Annotated in this window: 19 protein-coding genes; 12 read left to right on the plus strand and 7 right to left on the minus strand. The window is 68.5% G+C overall.

Annotated features, from left to right (window positions below; all coding sequences use genetic code 11):
- Positions 1–3: 3 nt before the first annotated feature.
- A complete protein-coding gene (locus QJS31_RS36770) occupies positions 4–336 on the minus strand; it encodes a hypothetical protein (protein WP_306358972.1) in 333 nt (110 codons plus the stop codon).
- A gap of 101 nt (positions 337–437) precedes the next feature.
- On the opposite strand from QJS31_RS36770, the gene QJS31_RS36775 reads away from it, so the two are divergent.
- The 5 genes from QJS31_RS36775 (at position 438) to QJS31_RS36795 (ending at position 4,457) form a co-directional block, all read left to right on the plus strand.
- Complete coding sequence (locus QJS31_RS36775; RefSeq protein ID WP_195115098.1) at positions 438–1,283, plus strand: GntR family transcriptional regulator; 846 nt, start codon at positions 438–440, stop codon at positions 1,281–1,283.
- A gap of 20 nt (positions 1,284–1,303) precedes the next feature.
- The gene (locus QJS31_RS36780; RefSeq protein ID WP_306358973.1) at positions 1,304–1,534 is read left to right on the plus strand and encodes a hypothetical protein; all 231 of its coding nucleotides are present in this window, start codon (positions 1,304–1,306) and stop codon (positions 1,532–1,534) included.
- Positions 1,535–1,576: 42 nt separating this feature from the next.
- Positions 1,577–2,209, plus strand: a complete 633-nt coding sequence (locus tag QJS31_RS36785) for a histone deacetylase (protein ID WP_306358974.1) — start codon at positions 1,577–1,579, stop codon at positions 2,207–2,209.
- Positions 2,210–2,293: 84 nt separating this feature from the next.
- Positions 2,294–2,473, plus strand: a complete 180-nt coding sequence (locus tag QJS31_RS36790) for a hypothetical protein (protein WP_306358975.1) — start codon at positions 2,294–2,296, stop codon at positions 2,471–2,473.
- A gap of 259 nt (positions 2,474–2,732) precedes the next feature.
- On the plus strand, positions 2,733–4,457 hold the full coding sequence (locus QJS31_RS36795; RefSeq protein ID WP_306358976.1) for a hypothetical protein: 1,725 nt from the start codon (positions 2,733–2,735) through the stop codon (positions 4,455–4,457).
- A 384-nt stretch (positions 4,458–4,841) separates the two neighbouring features.
- On the opposite strand, the gene QJS31_RS36800 is transcribed toward QJS31_RS36795, so the two are convergent.
- Together QJS31_RS36800 and QJS31_RS36805 are read right to left on the minus strand one after the other, a co-directional pair.
- Complete coding sequence (locus tag QJS31_RS36800; RefSeq protein ID WP_306358977.1) at positions 4,842–5,273, minus strand: hypothetical protein; 432 nt, start codon at positions 5,271–5,273, stop codon at positions 4,842–4,844.
- Positions 5,270–6,082, minus strand: coding sequence for a ParA family protein (locus QJS31_RS36805; RefSeq protein WP_306358978.1), 813 nt, complete (start codon positions 6,080–6,082; stop codon positions 5,270–5,272). Before QJS31_RS36805 ends, QJS31_RS36800 begins: the two co-directional genes overlap by 4 nt.
- Positions 6,083–6,372: 290 nt before the next feature.
- On the opposite strand from QJS31_RS36805, the gene QJS31_RS36810 reads away from it, so the two are divergent.
- Entirely contained in the window at positions 6,373–7,617 is a 1,245-nt protein-coding gene (locus QJS31_RS36810) for a hypothetical protein (RefSeq protein WP_306358979.1), read from the plus strand.
- Entirely contained in the window at positions 7,617–9,038 is a 1,422-nt protein-coding gene (locus QJS31_RS36815) for a hypothetical protein (RefSeq protein WP_306358980.1), read from the plus strand. The genes QJS31_RS36810 and QJS31_RS36815 overlap by 1 nt, the downstream gene beginning before the upstream one ends.
- Positions 9,039–9,224: 186 nt before the next feature.
- Here QJS31_RS36815 and QJS31_RS36820 read toward each other — a convergent pair whose 3' ends face one another.
- Positions 9,225–9,470, minus strand: coding sequence for a hypothetical protein (locus tag QJS31_RS36820; protein WP_306358981.1), 246 nt, complete (start codon positions 9,468–9,470; stop codon positions 9,225–9,227).
- 359 nt (positions 9,471–9,829) lie between these two features.
- Here QJS31_RS36820 and QJS31_RS36825 point away from each other — a divergent pair, with 359 nt between their 5' ends.
- From QJS31_RS36825 to QJS31_RS36835, 3 genes are read left to right on the plus strand one after another with little or no spacing between them, the layout of a single operon-like run.
- Positions 9,830–10,336, plus strand: coding sequence for a MobC family plasmid mobilization relaxosome protein (locus tag QJS31_RS36825; RefSeq protein ID WP_306358982.1), 507 nt, complete (start codon positions 9,830–9,832; stop codon positions 10,334–10,336).
- On the plus strand, positions 10,333–11,334 hold the full coding sequence (locus tag QJS31_RS36830) for a DNA adenine methylase (RefSeq protein WP_306358983.1): 1,002 nt from the start codon (positions 10,333–10,335) through the stop codon (positions 11,332–11,334). The genes QJS31_RS36825 and QJS31_RS36830 overlap by 4 nt, the downstream gene beginning before the upstream one ends.
- Complete coding sequence (locus tag QJS31_RS36835) at positions 11,331–14,357, plus strand: relaxase/mobilization nuclease domain-containing protein (protein ID WP_306358984.1); 3,027 nt, start codon at positions 11,331–11,333, stop codon at positions 14,355–14,357. The genes QJS31_RS36830 and QJS31_RS36835 overlap by 4 nt, the downstream gene beginning before the upstream one ends.
- Positions 14,358–14,757: 400 nt before the next feature.
- Here the strand turns inward: QJS31_RS36835 and QJS31_RS36840 are convergent, their stop codons facing one another.
- Positions 14,758–15,309 carry a hypothetical protein gene (locus tag QJS31_RS36840; RefSeq protein ID WP_306358985.1) on the minus strand — a complete coding sequence of 184 codons (552 nt, stop codon included), beginning with the start codon at positions 15,307–15,309 and terminating at the stop codon, positions 14,758–14,760.
- 211 nt (positions 15,310–15,520) lie between these two features.
- On the opposite strand from QJS31_RS36840, the gene QJS31_RS36845 reads away from it, so the two are divergent.
- The gene (locus QJS31_RS36845) at positions 15,521–15,769 is read left to right on the plus strand and encodes a hypothetical protein (RefSeq protein ID WP_306358986.1); all 249 of its coding nucleotides are present in this window, start codon (positions 15,521–15,523) and stop codon (positions 15,767–15,769) included.
- A gap of 225 nt (positions 15,770–15,994) precedes the next feature.
- On the opposite strand, the gene QJS31_RS36850 is transcribed toward QJS31_RS36845, so the two are convergent.
- On the minus strand, positions 15,995–16,522 hold the full coding sequence (locus QJS31_RS36850) for a hypothetical protein (RefSeq protein WP_306358987.1): 528 nt from the start codon (positions 16,520–16,522) through the stop codon (positions 15,995–15,997).
- 94 nt (positions 16,523–16,616) lie between these two features.
- Between QJS31_RS36850 and QJS31_RS36855 the strand changes: the two genes are divergently transcribed.
- Entirely contained in the window at positions 16,617–16,850 is a 234-nt protein-coding gene (locus QJS31_RS36855) for a hypothetical protein (protein ID WP_306358988.1), read from the plus strand.
- A 15-nt stretch (positions 16,851–16,865) separates the two neighbouring features.
- Here QJS31_RS36855 and QJS31_RS36860 read toward each other — a convergent pair whose 3' ends face one another.
- Positions 16,866–17,273, minus strand: a complete 408-nt coding sequence (locus tag QJS31_RS36860) for a hypothetical protein (RefSeq protein WP_306358989.1) — start codon at positions 17,271–17,273, stop codon at positions 16,866–16,868.
- Positions 17,274–17,447: the final 174 nt, after the last annotated feature.

Here is a 17,447-nt window from a genome sequence, read left to right on the forward strand (position 1 = left end):
GGGTCACCACGACACCGCCGACCCCAGCGCGGCCGTCGTGGCCTCCACGGCGGTCGGATTGGGCAGGTGGCGGGCGCGGGGCGTACCGAGACGCTCCAGCGAAGCAGCTGTGGTCAGCCGCTCCATGTCCGCGTCGTAGACGTGCATGGACTCGCGATCGAGCAGGTCATCGACCAGCCGCTGCATGCCGTGCAACTCCGCACGCAGCCGCTCCACCTCAGCGGTCAGAGCAGCGACGCGATTAGCGGACAGATCCAGGGCCGGTCCGGCAGGCCGGATATCGAAGGAGGTCGGCAGATGTCGCGCCGACCTGCGGTTTTTGCTCAGAACAGTCATTACGTTCCCTCGCTCGGTTATGTACTATCTGTGAGCTTGGTAATGACTGTAATTACAAAGTCCTGCCGAGGGCAATACTTGTGTTGTCTGTACTTACAGAGATGATGGAGATCATGAGCAGTCCACGACCGCGCTGGCAGGTAGTCCACGACCACCTGCGCGAGCTGATCACCAGCGAAAAGCTCCGCCCTGGTGATCAGATCCCAACCGAGCTGGAGCTGGCCGCGCAGTTCGGATTCAGCAGGCCGACCGTCAACAAGGCTGTCCGGCAGCTTGAACTTGAGGGTCTTGTCACCGCAGCGGTCTCCGGTGTGGGGCGTACGGTCCGCAGCAAGGACCTGATTACCTGGCACCTCACGAAGTTCGAGCTGGGTGCCTACTCCGACGATCCGGTCAACCGCATCGACCAGTGGGAAGCCGACGCTCACTCAGAAGGCTGGGAAACGCGCCAGGTCGTCGCTGGCGCCGATGAGCTGGAAGCTCCGCCCGACGTGGCCCGCTATCTCCAATGCCGTTCCGGCGCACGGCTTCTACGCCGTCGACGGCTGCGCTACGTCCGAAAGCCCCAGGTGCCTGAACAACTGGCCATGATTGCCGATACCTGGACTCCGCTCGATATCGCGAACATGGAGATCGACGGCGTCGCGCCGCTGCGCACCACCACGAATGTGGTCTACCCCGGTGGCATCTACCGTGCGCTCGGATTCCAGCAAGTCCAGTTCAGCGACGAGATCACCATCCGGATGCCGACACCGGAAGAAGCATCGTTACTCGATCAGCAGCCTGGCACCCCAGTAGGTCAGCACTCCCGTGTCGGTATCGACATCACCGGGCGCCGCGTGCGCGTCCTCATCAGCGTGTTCTCCGGCGACGCTCTCCGCCTCCACTACGACCTGCGCGTCCCCGACACCAGACCTCACAACGGGACACCAGGCACACCCGCCTGACCCGAGGAAGGACAAATCCAATGACCGCAAACGATGATCGCTACGACCCGACCGGTGAGGCCGCCATCTGGCAGGCCGCGGCCAACTTGGTCTCTGAAATGAAGAACGACGACAACCCCGAAGGCTGGAACGCTGCTTTCACTCAAGCCGCACGTGCTCTTGAAAGCGAAGCCCGCGGGATTCGCCAGGGCGTCGGTGGCATGTACTACCGCCAAATCAGCGGCAGCAACTACAACCCATTGACCGACTGACCCCACACCCAATCCAACGACGGAAGGCCCCCCTTGAGACACGTGTGGTACGCGGCCTACGGCTCCAACCTTCACGCCGCGCGGCTGGCGTACTACCTAGAGGGGGGCACTCCGCCCGGTACCGGGCATACCTATCCCGGATTTCGTGACCGCACACCGCCATTGAAGTCCATTCCCCTGACTCTGCCCGGCACCGTGTTCTTCACATGGCAGAGCCCAGTCTGGACAGGGGGCGTAGCGTTCTATGCTGCTCAGCCTCAGCCCAGCTGGCCCACCGGCACCGCCGCGCGCGGCTACCTGATCACCGAACAGCAGTTCAGCGACTTGCACACACAAGAGATGTACCGGATCCCCGGCGAGGCACCAGATCTCAGTCTCGACGAGGTTCTTGAGACAGGGCGTGTACAGCTCGGGCCGGGCCGCTACGAGACCCTCGTCCACGTCGACGACTACGACGGATTTCCCGTGCTGACCTTCACAGCGCCCTGGGATCTGAATGAGGTAGTGCTGAACAAACCTTCTGCTCGATACCTAGGCATGCTCGCGGCTGGCCTTCGTGAGGCGCACCGGTGGGACGCTGCCACGATCTACGACTACCTATCCAAACTGCCTGGTGTGCGCGGATTGTGGGCTGCAGAGGAACTCCGCGCCATCACAACACTCGAGGTCAGATAGGAAATCCGGTCCACACCACAAGTGTGTAATTCGCGCGGCGTGTCGACAGGACATTCACGCGAACACCGCGTTATATAGCGGGTCATGAGTACCCGCGGGAAACCGCAACTGGTCGAGATCGAAGAGCAGTTGCTGAAGGCAGTGAAAGAAGAGGCCAAGCGGCGAGGCATCACCTACCGCGCGTTCTTCGAAGCTGGACTCCGCGCAGAACTCGCCAGGCCATCAGTGTCCGGTTCAGCCCATGAGGAGCTTCGCATCGCCTGAACGCAGAACGGGTGAACCGCCCGTCTGAACATTCCCCATAACGCAACGAACCCCCGGCGTCCCAGGCCGAGGGTTCGAAGGTCCAGAAGGACATGTCTTGGTCGACTTGTCTGATGGTAGCGCACGTCCATGCGGCGGTGCACATCAACACGCCATTAGCGGTATCACTAATAACGATCCCTCCGACCTGCAGAAATGCGCAGATCGGCAACGCCGCTCTCACCGCGACACATCAGGGCTTCTCTCTGCCGTCGAGCGGGTGCTGTTTCGGCGGCAGTTCGTGCTGATCGACGCGGACAACGATTCCCCCGCCCGGGTCGACACTCTGGATGAGGCCCGCGCCGCCATCGCGGCCGGGACGGTACCGACCGCCGCTGGGCGGCTCGCCGACGGGCTGCTCGGCTGCGATATCGACGCGGACGACCCGGTGATCGGCGACGCTTGCGCTGAGGCGCTGATCGCCTGGTGTGACAAGCACAGGCTGCCGCACCTGCTGCGCGAGAGCGGTCGGCCCGGTGGTCGCCATGTCATCGCCGTCGTGACGAACGAGCAAGTGCCCGTGAAGGAATGGGCGCGGCTGTGCCGGGACCTGTCGCGCTGTTACCGGGTCGTCGTGCAGGACCGCACCGGTCAGGTCATGCGGTTGGTGACCGCACCGCACCGGATCGGTCTGCCCTCTCCCGTGATCGCGTGCACGCTCACCCCGGCGGCGGTCATGGACGCGATCCGCGTGCGCCGCACCGGCTTCCGGGGCAAGCGCCGGAAGGTCAGCAGCGGCCGGAGCCACACGAGTACCGCCACTGGCCTGGCTGATTCGACCCGTTCGGGCCAGGAGTACGGGCTCACCTGCGCGATGGTGCGCCACGGCTGGTCTCCACAGCAGATCTGGGAGGAGCTGCGCGGCCGGGGCGGCAAAGCCGCTGAGCGTGGGGAGGACTGGTTCCGCCGCTACATGCTGATGAAGGCGGTGACCACCGTGGCCGCCGAAGATCAGGCCAGCGAGGCCGAGGCATGGGCGCGTGCGGTGCGGGCGTGCCCGAGGATCCAGGCACACGGTCGGGACTGGTGGCGGTACTGGTGGCGCCGCGCCCTGGCCGAAGCCGCCACCACGCGCCCCCGCCGTCGAAAACTGCCCGACGTCGGCGACCAGGCGGTCGAACTGCCGTCGGAGACCGCCCGGGAGTTGGAGGCGACGCGCCGCGGCCTGCTGGCGGCGGTGGACTTCTGCTTGCCCAATGTCGATCCACGGCATCGCCGCAGCCTGCACGCGGGGCTGTACGCGCTGGCGTATGCCCTGGTCACCCGGGACGGCTCGATGAGCGTCCGCGCGATGTCGGAATGGGCGCGGCTGGACACCAAGACCGTGCGCACCGTGTTGCGTACCGCCCAAGAGGCCGGCCTGCTGGTCATCCGTCACCACTACGCCGGAGGCGCGTCCGACTGCACCGCCTACGGCCTGGGCCCAGCCGCTCTAGCTGCTGTCACCAGCGAGATCACAGCTGTCCCGGAGGACTATTCCCCCACTACGTGTACGACCCCCGCCCCACTCGGCACCGCCTGCGCCACTCGGTTGCGCCGTCAGCACCGCGCCGAACGTCAGACCTGGCGACTGCGCTGCGACGTCCTGGCGGAACTGGCTCCCGGTGAGCGGCTGGCCACCAGCCGCCATCCTGTCGCGAAGCTCCTGCGTTCGCTCTGGTACCAGCGGCAGTGGTGGAACTCCCTCACCTCGCAGCAGCAGGAGGAGCGCCGCGACAAGCGCCGGGCGATGCTCGGCACGCTCAGCCGGTCCCGACGCTCGGAATGGTTCGACTGGCTGGCCGAACGCGAGGAGATCGTCGCGGCCGCCGACCGCCTCACCGGATCCACTGCGGAGGCTGGCGACACCCGCCTGTTACTCGCCGCTCCCGTGACGATCCACCGCGGCATGCGTGCTCCCCACTGGCGTGCCGACCGAGCCCGGCCGAGCCAGCTGGCAGCGTGACCCCAGTGCGGGTATTGCGGGCCGCCAGAATCCAACCTGACGGACTTTTCCCCGCCGTGGGTACACGAAGGTCGCCCACGACTGGCTGGCGCGTGAGAGAAGCTCTCTGGCCGATTCCGTCAGTCAGATCCCGCGTGCCCGCGTGTGCTCCCGCGCGTCGCGCGCGCAGGCAAGCATCTGACTGACTGATGTTCTTCTACTTAGTGTTCTAACTACTGGTGTTCTTAGTCTGCGGATTATCCAACGTAGGGTGAGCCACCGTTGGATAACCGGACCTTGGTTCCGACCTGCGGTTTTACAGACCGGTCGCGCCGAGCCCCGTGGCGACCCTGTTCACTGGTGAAACCCCGCGTGGCCGCGCGCCCGCGCGCGAGACCCGCCGGGTCAGTCGAGAGTGAGGTCGATCGGTATCCGGATCTCGCCCGACAGCAGGTGCACCGGGATGTCGTAGCGGCTGCATGCTTCCCGGACGTAGTCGGCGAGCATGCCGGGTTCGGTGCCGCGGCCGAGAGCGGCGTCGAGTTCTGCCCGGAGTTCAGCTTGCCGGTCGCGGGCCTTGGCGGCCGCGGCGGCCCAGGCGTAAGCGGCGTCACGGCTACGTTTGCGGCCCCGAGCTTCTTCCCGGTCACGCGCATGCCCGCGGCCTACGCGCGGGCGCGCGTCCGCACGCGAGGAGGACTCCCCGCTCGGCGGGGGTTCCGGTGTTGGCGTCGGGGCGGGTTTGGTGACCGTCGTCGGCGGTTTCGCGGACACCTCCCATCCCTCGTCCTCGGACAGCAGGGACTTGCGGCGTCGGGGCTGCTCGCTGCTGGTCATGCGGCGGCCTTGAGCATGCGCGCCGCGATCGGGGAGAACACGTCTTCCGACAGCACGCGCAGCTTGGTCTCCTTGGCCTCGTCCAGGGCGATTCCGGATTTGATGGCATCGGTGATGCCGACCCACAGCGGAATCTTGTTGTCGATCCAGACCGGGACACCGGGGAAGTGGCGGGCCATGCCCTCGATGATCTCGGCGGCGGCGGCGCGGCCAGAGGTGGTCTCGCGCCACTTGTTCATGATGGTGCCGATGATCTGTAGCTGCTGGTTGTGGTAGGTCCGCACCTTGGCGATGGTCTTGCCGAGCAGCGCCAGGCCGTCGCCGGACCATTCGTCGGCCTCGGTCACCAGGACGACGCCGTCGGCGGCGGTGAGCGAGTTCTTCAGCAGTTGGCCCAGCAGCGACGGCGGGTTGTCGACGAGGATCAGGTCGTAGTCGCCGCGCACCGGCGCCAGCGCTTCCCGCAGCCCGAACTCGCGCCCGTACTCCGCGGCGCTGAGCTTGTTGTCGGCGATGGACAAGCTCGCCCCGCCCGGTGCTAGGTCCACCCCGTTCCAGATCGTCGGCACGATCACCTCGCGCAGCGGAATCTCGCTGTCGGGAATGATCGCGTCGGCGAGGGTGACCTCATCGGCGGCCAGAGGGTCCCGGACAAGGGTGTTGGACACGTTCCCCTGCGGATCCATGTCGACCACCAGCACCTTCGCACCGTGATAGCGGCTCGCGGCGCGCGCCGTGCAGATCGTGCACGTCGACTTGCCCACGCCGCCCTTCTGGTTCGCCAGCGCGACCACTACCGCATCGGACATCGTGTGCTGCTCTCGTCCGGGCGCGCCCCCGGCGGGCCGCCGTTCCGGGACACCATGACACACCGCCGCCGACCCTCGCGAGCGCACACGCTGCCGGGCAGCCGCGCGCTCACCCGAGCGCGCGTGCGCGCGCTCTCGCGTCCCCGATGACCCGAGCACGTGCGACCGCGCGCGCCCTCTTACGCGCGTGCGCGCGTACGCGCGTACAAAGGCCATAATTCGTTTCGTTAAAACGTAATAACGAATAGTTTTTACGTTAAAACATGACGTTATTGTGGTAGGATCGGGGAATGAGAGAGCATTCCGAGACCGCCGAGACCGCCGGGCCCGCCGGGCCCGCCGATTCCGGCGCGGCCGAGCAGCGTGTGTGTCAGTTCCCGGTCGCCTACGACGTGGAGACGGGCGAGTTCGCGGTGGCGGGGCATCCGGTGCCCGCGGCGGCGGGGCGGGGCCGCCCGGCCGACTACTGCGGGCAGGCGCACGTCGACCCGGACGGGACGCTGCGCATGCACGACCGGGCCACCGCGTTCCAGCGCAAACGCGACCTGAAGGCCGAGGCGGCCGGGGCCGCGCCGCGCCGCAAGCCCGCGGGCCGTCCGGTCACGTCGGCGCGAGCGTCGCTGTCGGAACTCCTGGCGCAATTCGAGATGGTCACCACCGCCCACCGCGCCCAACTGGAGGAGATCCTCGGTGCCGCGGCGCGGATCGCGGCCACCGCCGGGGATCCCGACGCCGCCGAGGCCGAAGTCGCCGCCCGCCGCCGCGAGGCCGCCGAGGAAATCCGCGTCGCGACCGCCCGCGCCGAGGAAGCCGAGGCCGACGCCGTCGCCGCGCGGCGGGAGCTGGCGCGCGCCCTGGAGGACAAGGCCCTGGCCGAGGGCGCGGCCGAGGACGCCATCGCCGAACGCGATGCCCGTATCGCCGCCGCCCAGGCCGAGGTCGACGAGGCACGCGCCGCCGCCGACCGCGCCACCGCCGACGCGGAGCAGCAGGTCGCGGAAGCCCGGCAGCAGGTCGAGGCCGCGCGCGAGGATGCACGGACCCGTATCGAGGCGGCCGAGCAGGCGGCTGCGCAGCAGGTGGAGCAGGCCCGCGCCGCCGCGGAGCAGCGGGTCGAACGCGTGGAGCACGACGCGGCGGTACAGGTCACCGAGGCGCACGACGAGCGCGATGCCGCCCTCACAGTGCAGCGACGCGCCGAAGCGGAGGTAGCGGCAGCGAACCAGGCACGCGATGATGCGCTCGCCGAGACCGAGCGACTGCGCACTCAGCTCGCCGAGGCCACGGCCGAGGCGAAGGCTCGCGCGGCCGAATCCCGCACCGAACTCGCCACGCTGCGCAAGGAACTGGCCGAGGTACGGGCCGAGGCCCGCACCGAACGTGAGCAGCTGCGCACCGACCACGTCGCCGACCTCGCCCGCGTCCAAGAAGCGGCGAACACGCGCGCCAGCACGCTCGAACGCGCCCTGGCCACCGCCGAGAAGACCATCAGCCGACTCGAAGCCCAACTCGCCACCCAGAAAGGGAACAGCTGATGTCCGAGCCGAGCGCTGCTACCGAGCGCAGCGTCCACGAACAGATGCATCTCGCCGCGCTGGCGGCGTGCCCGACGAAGAAGGAGCGGATCCACTACGCCTGTGAGCAGCTGGGCAATCCGCGCACCGCGGAAGTGATCGCCTGGCTCAAACGCCACGGCGAGACCGTCTCCCGACCGAACACTGCGACGGTGGTCAACGAGTGGAAGCGTGAACGCGGCCTAGCCGACACCGGGGCCCTGCCCAAGCTGTCGGACGAGCTGCTCGCCGAACTCGACTCCGCACGGTCGAACACCCCCGCCGCTTCGCCGGATCCCGCCAGAGCGAACATCCCCGCCGCGGACACCCCGGTGTTCGATACGGACACCGAGCCGAGCGCGGACAGCGTGGACACCTCGAACGAACACCCCGGCCCGTCGACCGAACACCGTCCGCTCGACGACGCACCGCTATCGGATCCCCCGGAGGTGTTCGAGGTGTTCGATACAGCAGTTGCGGCAGAACCGCGAACACCGGACACGAACACCGAACACGTTGCCGACGCCGACACCGAACACGAACAGGGGAACGGACACATGCGCGTCGCCATCGCTGACACCGAGACCGACATCGCGAACGAACAGCGAGCGGACACGGACGCGACACCGGCCGGACAGCCGTTCTACGACACCCCCGTCGTGTACGCGCCGGCGACCGGACCGTCCGTCGCGACCGCGACCGCCGAGGACACCGCGAACAAGACGCCGCCCGGCGCCGCGGCGTTCTATGTGGTGGCGTTGCTGTCGCTGCTGGTGTCCCTGGATACGTCGTGGCTGTTCTTCAAGGACAACTTGGGCATTGAGAACGTCTGGATCCGCAGCGGCATGTTCGCGGTGCTCGAAGCCGCGCTCATCGCCTGCGGTATCGGCATGGCCGTGAGTGTCCGACGCTCCCACACTCCCGGATCCGCGCAGCTGACCGCCTGGATCCTGTGCGGGTTCGCCGGGTACATGGCCGTCATCGTCGACGGTCCGGTCCTGGGCCTGGCCCGTGTCGGACTCGGTCCGATCCTGGGCATGGTCATGCTGCACCACGCCCTGGGTATCGAGAAGCGGGCCCGCCGCGAACACACCGGTGTGTGGGCGCGGATCGGCCGCGAGATGCGCGAACGGATGCTGAGCCGCCTCGGCCTGGCCGACGACGAACGCGACGCCGCCCGCCGCACCGCCGACCGCGCCGCGCGACGAGTTGCGAAGCTGTCACTGAGCAAGCGGGTGTGGTTCCGCGAGGCCCGTCTCGCCCGGGCTCTGGCGGCAGCGAACGTCGCACACGATCCGCAGATGCGCTCGGTGATGCTGGCCGAACTGGCGACCCGACGCCACGCCGGGGAACTCGCCACCCTCGCCCAGACCTCACCTTGGGCCGAACACCCCGCCGCCTGACCGAACACCGAACGAACACACCGTCCACGTCCCCAGGACTGTTCGCGCGAACACCGGACACCCGGACATCGAACACCCCGGACAGTGCGAACACACCGCCCTTGTCCGGAGCGAACACCATCGAACAGTCGAAAGCGACAGCCCCCGTCGGGCCGTATCCGACGGGGGCTGTCGCGTGTTCGGAATCTACAGGCCGCGGGCGGCCAGGGTGTCATTGAGGGCGAGGGTGGCGTGGATCTGCGCCTGGTTCTGCAGCGCCTGCAGCCGCATCCATAGGACATCGCTTCGCGTGGTCCCCGGCTGCGCCGCCCGCGCGAAGGCGGACATCTGCTTGCCTTCGGCGCGAGCCTGCGTCTGCTCCAGCAGTTCCTGCAACGCCTGGTGCGCCTGCGCCGCCAGCTCATCGGCGCGTTCCGCATGAGATCCGCTCATGCTCACCGACGCTACGGCGACATCTCACCGACAAGCCAGCATCAGCTGAACACACCCCCTCCCACACACTCACTCCAGACACAGCCGCACAGCGCCACACCACCACTCAGCACAACAACCGCACCCACGTCACACCGCGACATCACCACCAAAAGTCCACCCCAATTACTCAGTGATGTCACGACAACGAACCCAACCCACTGATCAAATCCCCGATACACTCATACTAAGCCACAGACGTAGCAAGTTAACACTTACCCAGGGTAAGTGTGAGTCTCCTCGCGGGGCGAGGAGCCCACCCGGGGACGGGTGGTCGCTGCGCTGGGCCGGGTTTTTCCGACGAGTGGGAGGTGGTCGCGGTGGTCGCGGAAGGGTCGTCGGAGGGTGGTGCGCGTCGGTCGCAGAACATCGCGCGGGCGCGGCGTCGTCGACGCCGGCCGAACATCGACGGCCCGAAGCACACCATCGAGGTGGTGCTGTCGGCGGACGAGTTCGCGACGGTGCGCGCCGCCGCAGACGAGGCCGGGATGACGGTGCCGTGGTATCTGGTGCAGTCCGCGGTCAACCCGGTCCCCGCCGCGACGGCGTCGGCGTCGGGGAAGGCCAAGCCGTGGTTGCCGTGGCCGAAGCGGCAGACCTTGGCGGCGTTGTTGGTGTCGGCGACCGGGGCGCTGGACGAGGTTCGGCTGGAGCATCTGGCGAAGATCGGCGGCAATCTGAATCAGATCGCGCACGCGGCGAACATCTCCGGCACCGTCGCCGACGAGGTCCTCGACACCGTCGAGGAGTTGCGGGAGACCCTGGGAGAGTTGCGGGAGCGGGCAGCGCGGATGGAGGAACTGGCGCGGGAGGTGACCCGCCGATGACCTCATCAATGGGACGGTTGCGGTCGCCCGTTATGTACTACGGCAGCAAGGCCCGTATCGCCGAGCAGATCGCGAGCATGCTGCCCGCGCACTCGCACTATGTCGAAGCGTGCGCGGGGTCGTTGTCGGTGCTGCTGGCGAAGCCGCGGGTACGGATGGAGACGGTGAACGATCTCGACGGGCACCTGATGACGTTCTGGCGGGTGCTCCGCGACCGTCCGGAGGAGCTGGAGCGGGCGTGCGCGTTGACTCCGCACGCTCGCGCCGAACACTACGACGCGCGGGTGCTGGACGATGCCGAGATCGACGACGTGGAGCGGGCCCGGCGGGTGTGGGTGATGCTCACCCAGGGACGCAGCGGGGTGCTGCGGACCACCGGGTGGCGGTACGCGCGGTCGATTGAGGGTGGCTTCTGCGGGCCTGCGCGGTTGTCGAGCTACATCGAGCGCATCGCGCCGACCGCGGAGCGGCTGCGGCAGGTGTCGCTGGAATGCCGTCCGGCGGTGGAGGTCCTGCGCGATTACGGGCACGGGCCGCGCACGAACCGGACGCTGATCTACGTCGATCCGCCGTATGTGGGTGGGGTGCGGGCGCGGAACTATCGTGTCGAGGCGACCTCGGCGGCCGCGCATATCGAGCTGGCTGAGGCGGCCCGGGCGGCGTCGGCGACAGTCGTCGTGTCCGGGTACGCGTGCGAGCTGTACGACCGGGAGCTGTACCCGGGTTGGTATCGCTACGAGCTGTCGGCGTGGACCACTCAGGGCGACGGGCGGCGTGACCGCACCGAGGTGTTGTGGTCCAACCGGCCGTTGATCACTGCCGGATCGACGCTGGAGTTTCGTAACAGCGAGACAGCCGACGGGGTCGGTTGTAACGAAACTCGGTGCGCGGCACCAGGGTGCGCGAAGGTTCTCACCCGAGCCTCCACCGGGCGTCCGGCGCGGTTCTGCTCACCTTCGTGCCGAGTCCGTGCCCACCGCGCCAGGCGCTCGCGATGATTCCGAAGATCTCGCGGGGGCAGAAGATCGGCGGTCTGCTGGTCTACCTGTTGGGGGAGGGCGACCACAACGAGCACAAGGACCGGCACATCATCGCGGGTTCGCCGACGGTGATGCGGGCGCAGTGGCTGGCGCACTTCGACGGGCCCGGCGACAACGAGGCGTCGCGGGATGTCGCTCTCGCGGTCGCGCACGAGATCGACATCCCGCGCAAGCTCTACGGCACCCAGGTGCGCATGAAGGCCAAACCCGTCGCGGTCGGCGTCGGCGCGCGGGAGCTCGGCAGCGATGTGGTCGAGCCCGCGGGCAAGGGGGAGAAGTCGCAGATGCGCGACGCCCCGGTCTGGCACTGCGTGCTGAGCTTGTCGCCGGGGGAGGAGTTGAGCGACGAGCAGTGGTCGAGGGTCGTCAACGACTTCATGGGCCGCATGGGTTTCACCGGCACCGCGGATGGTGAGCGGGCTCCGGCGCGGTGGGCGGCGGTGCGGCACGGGCATTCCGGTGAGCACGGCGACGGCCAGGACCACATCCACATCGCCGCGTCCCTAGTCCGCGAAGACGGGTCGAAGGTGTCCACGTTCGACTACGGGCCCGGCAAGGCGAAGGGCGATTGGAAACGTACCCAGGAGGTGTGCGGGGAACTCGAACGCGACTACGGGTTGAAGGTGCTCGCGTCCCGGCACGAGGGCGGTGGCCTGTCGGGGAACTCGCGGGCGGAGACCGAACGCGCCCGTGCCGGGACGGGGGAGACCGAGCGGGAACGGCTGCGGCGGGCGGTGCGCGCGGTCGCGACCGCCGCCGAGAACGAGACCGAGTTCGTGCGCGGGCTGCGCGAGGCCGGGATCGCGCTGCGACCCCGCTACGCCCAGGGCGACACCACCGACGTGACCGGGTATTCGGTGCGGTTCCAGCGCGGCGGCGGCGAAGTCGGGCCGTGGGTCGGCGGCGGGAAACTCGCCAAGGACCTGACCCTGACCGCGCTGCGCGAACAGCAATGGGACGACACCCCTGGCGGGCGCGAGGACGCGCTGGCGGCGTGGAAGAACCGCACCCCCGGCGGATCCGGGACGCCCGGGCGGTCACGCGAGGGTGGGGTCGACGCGTGGAAGCAGGCGGCGACCGACGCCGAGCGGTGGCGCGAACGGCTGGCGCAGGTCCCGCACCACGATCGCGCGCAATGGACGTGGATGGCCGGGCAAGCCGCTGGCGTGTTCTCCGCCTGGAGCGAGACCCTGGAGAAGGACAAGCCGGGGGCGTTCGCGGCGGCGGCGACCGAGCTGACCCGATCGGCGCAGACCCACCGCGCATCCGAGCGCTACCGGCCCCCGCGCGGCACCCACCCGACCGGGTTCGGGGATCTGGCGCAGCTGCTGCTCGCCCACCCGAGCACCTCCCGGCCCCGCAGCCACCGTGACCAGCACGGTGAGGGCGCGGTCGCCGAGATCGCAGTCGTCCTGCTGGTGCTGATGCTGCTGCTGTTGCTGCTGGCCATCGCGGTCGCGGTCGAGATCGCTCGCGCGCACCGGGCCCGCGGGGAACTCCATCGCGCGGTCGCGGTCGAGCACATGACCCGCGAGCACCTGGCCCCGGTCCGCGCGAGCTGGGAGAACGAGCTACAGGCCCGCCGCTTCCAGTTCGACCGCGACGCCGCCGAGGTATTCACCTCCATCGCCGAACGCCGCGCCCGCGGCCGGTCCACCGATGTCGACACCTCCGCATCCAGTCAGCTCGGTGATGAGCGGGTGGCCGCGCTGGGCGAGGCCGCCGAGGCCCTGGTGCCCGGGATCACCGACGCCGAGGCATGGCCCGCGCTGCGCGAGCGCTTGGCCGCCATCGAAGCCGCCGGCGGCGACGCCGCCGGGCAGTTGGCGGCGGTAGTCGCGCAGCGCGAACTCGGATCAGCCGACGACCCAGCGGCCGTGCTGGCCTGGCGCCTGGAACACCACCACAGCGACCAGGAGCCCGCCCCTGCGCATAACGACACCACCGTCGAGAACACCCCGCAGACACAGGCGGGCGCACGCGCCCTGTTCAACCTCCGGCAGGGCCACTCGCCGGATCCAGAACAGGTGGACCAGAGGAAGCAAGAGCAGGAGGAACGCGGAGAGGCGTCGGAGAGGGTTCTGGCCGCCGCGACCGGTCCGCTCACCCCGCCGACCCCGGCCGCTCCCCACGAGGTGCGGCGCCAGTACTACAGCGAACTGACCGAGGAGGAGAAAGCGCGACAGCACATACACGACGCGGTCAGCGCCCAATCCGGGTCGCGGGATCTGCGGCCACGCGGCTGGACCGACGAGCTCCTGGCCGCCGAGCTGGAGCACCGGCGAACCGAGGTCGCCCTGCTGGCCGCCGACCTGGAGGCCCATCGCAGCGACGGCGGCCCACACACTCGCCAGGTTCGCGCCGACAACGCCGAACTGACCGAACAGGCCGAGAAGATCCGGCCCGCCCAGCAGGCCCAAGCCCACGCCGAGCATCTGCGCGCCCAGCAGCAGCGGTTGATCGAACGCAAGAAGCGGGTGCAGCGGCAGCTGGACGAGACCTCACGGCATCGGATGCTCGCTCGGGGCAAGCTGCAAACCCAGATCACCGACCTCGACACCCAGCTGGCCGACCTCGCGCCCGACGTCACGGCCGCCGAGGCCGCGGCCCGCGCGGCGGCCGAGGCGACCGGAGTACCCGACCACGAGTGGGACTCGGTCCTGCGCCAGGCCGACGAGCGTCACCAGCAGTACATGCTCAACCGAGCCCAACAGGCAGACCAGCAGATCTACCGTGACGACAGCTCCTGGCTGCGGCGTCTGCAACGCGACCTCGACGGGGTGGAAGCAGAAGCCGCCCGCCGGGAACAACTCACCCCCGAACAGCGCGAACGTGAGGCGCGGATCCGCACCCAGACCAAGGCCCCCGCACCCGGCACACAGACCTTCTTCACGCGCTGGCCCGGCCACTCGACCGGGACGTCCCACCAGCAGCCAGACATCGGACGCGGCACCGACCGCGACCACGGACCCAGCCGGTAAGGCTGCGTCTACATGGTGAGGTAGCAGGTGAGGTGCGGGGGTGAGGAGCACCCTCCTCACCTGCTACCTCTGGCCCAACCTCACCCTGTACCTCACCCGAATCCGCGGATGGACGCCGCTCGGCGCTGCGGTTTCCGTCCCGCCCCCGGCCCCTCCGTCCGCAGGCTCCCGGTTTCTCGACCACCCTCGCTCTGCGAGCACTCCATCGAGGGTGGTCGAGAAACCGGGGCCGGGGGCGGGACGGAAACCCGTCGGTAATCCCGAATAGCTCGGAATCGGCGAGGGGACGGCGGGCTGGCCGGGTACGGCTGCGGCGGTGGGCGAGGTGGTGGCGTTCGGCGAAAGGGGCTGCCGCGCCAGCTGCGCTGGCTTGCCACCGCATCGCGGCAAAGGGGACAGATCAGGACCGGCCGGGGTGGAGGAGGTAGGCGATCCCGTTGTGTACCGGTGCGGCGGACCCGCCGCTGAGCTGTCCGGCGTCGCGCATATCGCGCACCCGCATCAATACCTCCCGGATCGAGCGGGGCGAGGACAGCACCCGTTCGACGGCCGCCCGCTGCTCGGCGGCGGCTGTCGGGACACGCGGCGGCGGATTGTTCGCGGCCTCGGGATCCACGGGAGCGTGGAACGCCTGCCACAGCTCCAGGACGGTTGGCGCGAGCGCGCGGTGCGCATCGAGATCGACCTCGGGCCCGCGGTGGCGCCACCGGTGCGCGAGGGTCCGCAGTAGGTGCTCGGTCGCGTCCGGGTCGTCGAGGATTCGCGTGATCTGCCGGTTCACCGATATCCGTTCCGGGACGCGTACCTGCTTCTCCCGCACTACTTCGTGGACCTGGATGCCTTCGTCCAGGCCGCGGCGTCGGCAGTCGTCCGAGCACCAGATCCGTGGTCGCCCGCGTGTGTTCTCTGCGACCGGCATTCCGCAGCGCGGGCACGTCCTGGGCTCGTCCATGCACCTCACCCTACGACTTTCGTCGGACGAAAATCCCCGGGGCAACTCACGGAGTGCAGAGGGTGTGTCGGTACGGCACCGCTTTTCGTCGGACGAAAATCCCGGGTTGTCACCGGAGGGTGGAAGAGGTGTGACCGGGCGATTGTCGGTGCGGTGGAGTGCAATAGGCGTCATCCTGGGCAGGGACAGGTGGAAGGGGAGGCGGTCGTTCGTGGTGGAGTTCCGGTATATCTGCACCAACTGTTTGATGGGCTGGCACGAGGTCCCGTACTGCCCGTTCCGGCGCTCGCCGCCGCCGTCGCCGGCCACACCCGGCCAGATGCGCGCCATGCGCCATATCCGTGAGCTGGAGCGCCAGGGCATCCTGCCCGACCCGAACGAGGTCGTGTTCCGGTGGCGGTGGCTGGCCTACATCCTGCTCGGCTTCGCCGTGTTCTTCCTTGTGCTGTTCCTGACCTGACACGCCGGAGGGTCTCTCGGAGGCGGAACCGTGGTCGGTCGTGGCGCGTCCAAACACGGTATGGATGCGGGGGCGAGGGTGATCGAGATGTGGCCGCAACCGGAGGGTGTGGCGCAGCGGTGGGCCGCGGCGCGAGTACGGATGCAGCTGCAGCTGACTTACGGTCGCCCCAGCGACCGGAGGCGGGCACGCATCCTGGCAGCCCGCGCTCTCCTGTAGGGGCTGTTATCCCACTGCGTACTGCGTCCAGACGAAGTTCGCCGTCGCCGCGCCGCAGTCGAACGCCTTGCGCTGGTCGGACATGACGGTGGTGTCGGCGGCGAGGTGTTCGCAGATCTCACGGATCCCCAGGGCCAAGCGCAGCATCTGTTCCACGCACCCGGACAGGTCCGGGCCCTCCCAGGCCATCATCGGATCGTTGTAGGCCCGCGCGGTCGTGCCCGCGTCGAGGGCGAACACCTCGGCCAGAGGCTCGCCGAGGACAGTGCCGAGCACGTCGCAGGCCGCCTTGCACGCCGCAGCCACGGCACGGCACTCCGGAGGAGGCGGCATGTACTGCTCGTAGAGCACCATGCTGGCCAGCCCGACCGCAGCGAACCCGTGATAGCAGCGGCCCAGCCACACCACCGGCGGCGGCGTCTTGAGAGGGACACCATCGAAGCGGCGCGCCGTTTCGACCACGAGCGCCACCAGGCCACCGCGGTCGTTGTGGTGTCCCGGCGGCACCACCGCCATGTCGAGTCCGCTGATCATGCCGCTCACCGTAGACGTGCAGCGACTACGCACACCCGCTCCCGCAACTTCGCGTGTCGGTCTTTGTTGTCGCTGGTCCCGCTACGGTGAACCCGTGGCAGGGGAACGGCTGACCTACTTGCGGGCGGAGCTGGCGCGTATCGGCGAGCAGATCGAGGCAGCCCTTGTAAGCGATCCGGACGCCGACACCACCGACTTCGAGGACCAGGCCGAGCTCGTCCAAGACGAGCTCGACGCGATCCTCGAAGTCATGGGAGCCCAAGCCCAACAGGAGATCCAGGCGCGTCCACCCAAGACTCTTCCGCCGTTGTCGGAGCGGCTGTTCTGACCATAGGGATTGCGGCTATGCCGCCGGGGTGGGCCCGGACGGAGGCGCGTCCGCGGGGGACTCTTCTTCGCCGGGTTCTTGACGGCGACGGAGAAAATACTTGCCGGCCTTGGCGATACCGACTGCCAAGGCCGTGGCACCGGTCACTGTCGCAGCGATCGAGCCGAGCAGATGGCCGACGATCCAGACAACGAGACCGATACCGCCCGCGAAGATAAGCACCATCACGGCCAACCCCAGCAGGGCTCTCCCTGCCCAGTGCCCGCTACTCAACATCACCATCTGGCGATCGAACAAATCCATCCAGCCCGTGGGCGCGGTACGCGAACGCTCCCACGGCAAACAGCGTGTCCCGCACTTCAGGCAGCTGTCATGGGCGTCCGGCGCGCGCTCCAGACCGCCGCTGGAGGACATCTCATTCATGAAAGACCGTTCCTTCCGCCATCTCGAATTGATGCGGGAACGGTAGAAGGTGGGTGTGCACGAGGGCCGCGGGCACGATTTTCCCAGGTCAGAGCGTGCTCCCGGGAAGAGACTGCGGAAGCAGGGCAGGTGCAAAATGGAGTACGTGACAATCTGTCACAGAGGGTGACTAGC

It is taken from the genome of Nocardia sp. CC213A (assembly GCF_030766805.1).
In the GTDB taxonomy this organism is placed as follows: Bacteria; Actinomycetota; Actinomycetes; order Mycobacteriales; family Mycobacteriaceae; genus Nocardia; species Nocardia otitidiscaviarum.

Excerpts from the sequence above, each read along its gene's own strand:
- QJS31_RS36770 (WP_306358972.1), bottom strand. The coding sequence starts at position 336 with ATGACTGTTCTGAGCAAAAACCGCAGGTCGGCGCGACATCTGCCGACC.
- QJS31_RS36775 (WP_195115098.1), top strand. The coding sequence starts at position 438 with ATGATGGAGATCATGAGCAGTCCACGACCGCGCTGGCAGGTAGTCCAC.
- QJS31_RS36780 (WP_306358973.1), top strand. The coding sequence starts at position 1,304 with ATGACCGCAAACGATGATCGCTACGACCCGACCGGTGAGGCCGCCATC.
- QJS31_RS36790 (WP_306358975.1), top strand. The coding sequence starts at position 2,294 with ATGAGTACCCGCGGGAAACCGCAACTGGTCGAGATCGAAGAGCAGTTG.
- QJS31_RS36800 (WP_306358977.1), bottom strand. The coding sequence starts at position 5,273 with ATGACCAGCAGCGAGCAGCCCCGACGCCGCAAGTCCCTGCTGTCCGAG.
- QJS31_RS36805 (WP_306358978.1), bottom strand. The coding sequence starts at position 6,082 with ATGTCCGATGCGGTAGTGGTCGCGCTGGCGAACCAGAAGGGCGGCGTG.
- QJS31_RS36810 (WP_306358979.1), top strand. The coding sequence starts at position 6,373 with ATGAGAGAGCATTCCGAGACCGCCGAGACCGCCGGGCCCGCCGGGCCC.
- QJS31_RS36815 (WP_306358980.1), top strand. The coding sequence starts at position 7,617 with ATGTCCGAGCCGAGCGCTGCTACCGAGCGCAGCGTCCACGAACAGATG.
- QJS31_RS36820 (WP_306358981.1), bottom strand. The coding sequence starts at position 9,470 with ATGAGCGGATCTCATGCGGAACGCGCCGATGAGCTGGCGGCGCAGGCG.
- QJS31_RS36830 (WP_306358983.1), top strand. The coding sequence starts at position 10,333 with ATGACCTCATCAATGGGACGGTTGCGGTCGCCCGTTATGTACTACGGC.
- QJS31_RS36835 (WP_306358984.1), top strand. The coding sequence starts at position 11,331 with ATGATTCCGAAGATCTCGCGGGGGCAGAAGATCGGCGGTCTGCTGGTC.
- QJS31_RS36840 (WP_306358985.1), bottom strand. The coding sequence starts at position 15,309 with ATGGACGAGCCCAGGACGTGCCCGCGCTGCGGAATGCCGGTCGCAGAG.
- QJS31_RS36850 (WP_306358987.1), bottom strand. The coding sequence starts at position 16,522 with ATGATCAGCGGACTCGACATGGCGGTGGTGCCGCCGGGACACCACAAC.
- QJS31_RS36860 (WP_306358989.1), bottom strand. The coding sequence starts at position 17,273 with ATGAATGAGATGTCCTCCAGCGGCGGTCTGGAGCGCGCGCCGGACGCC.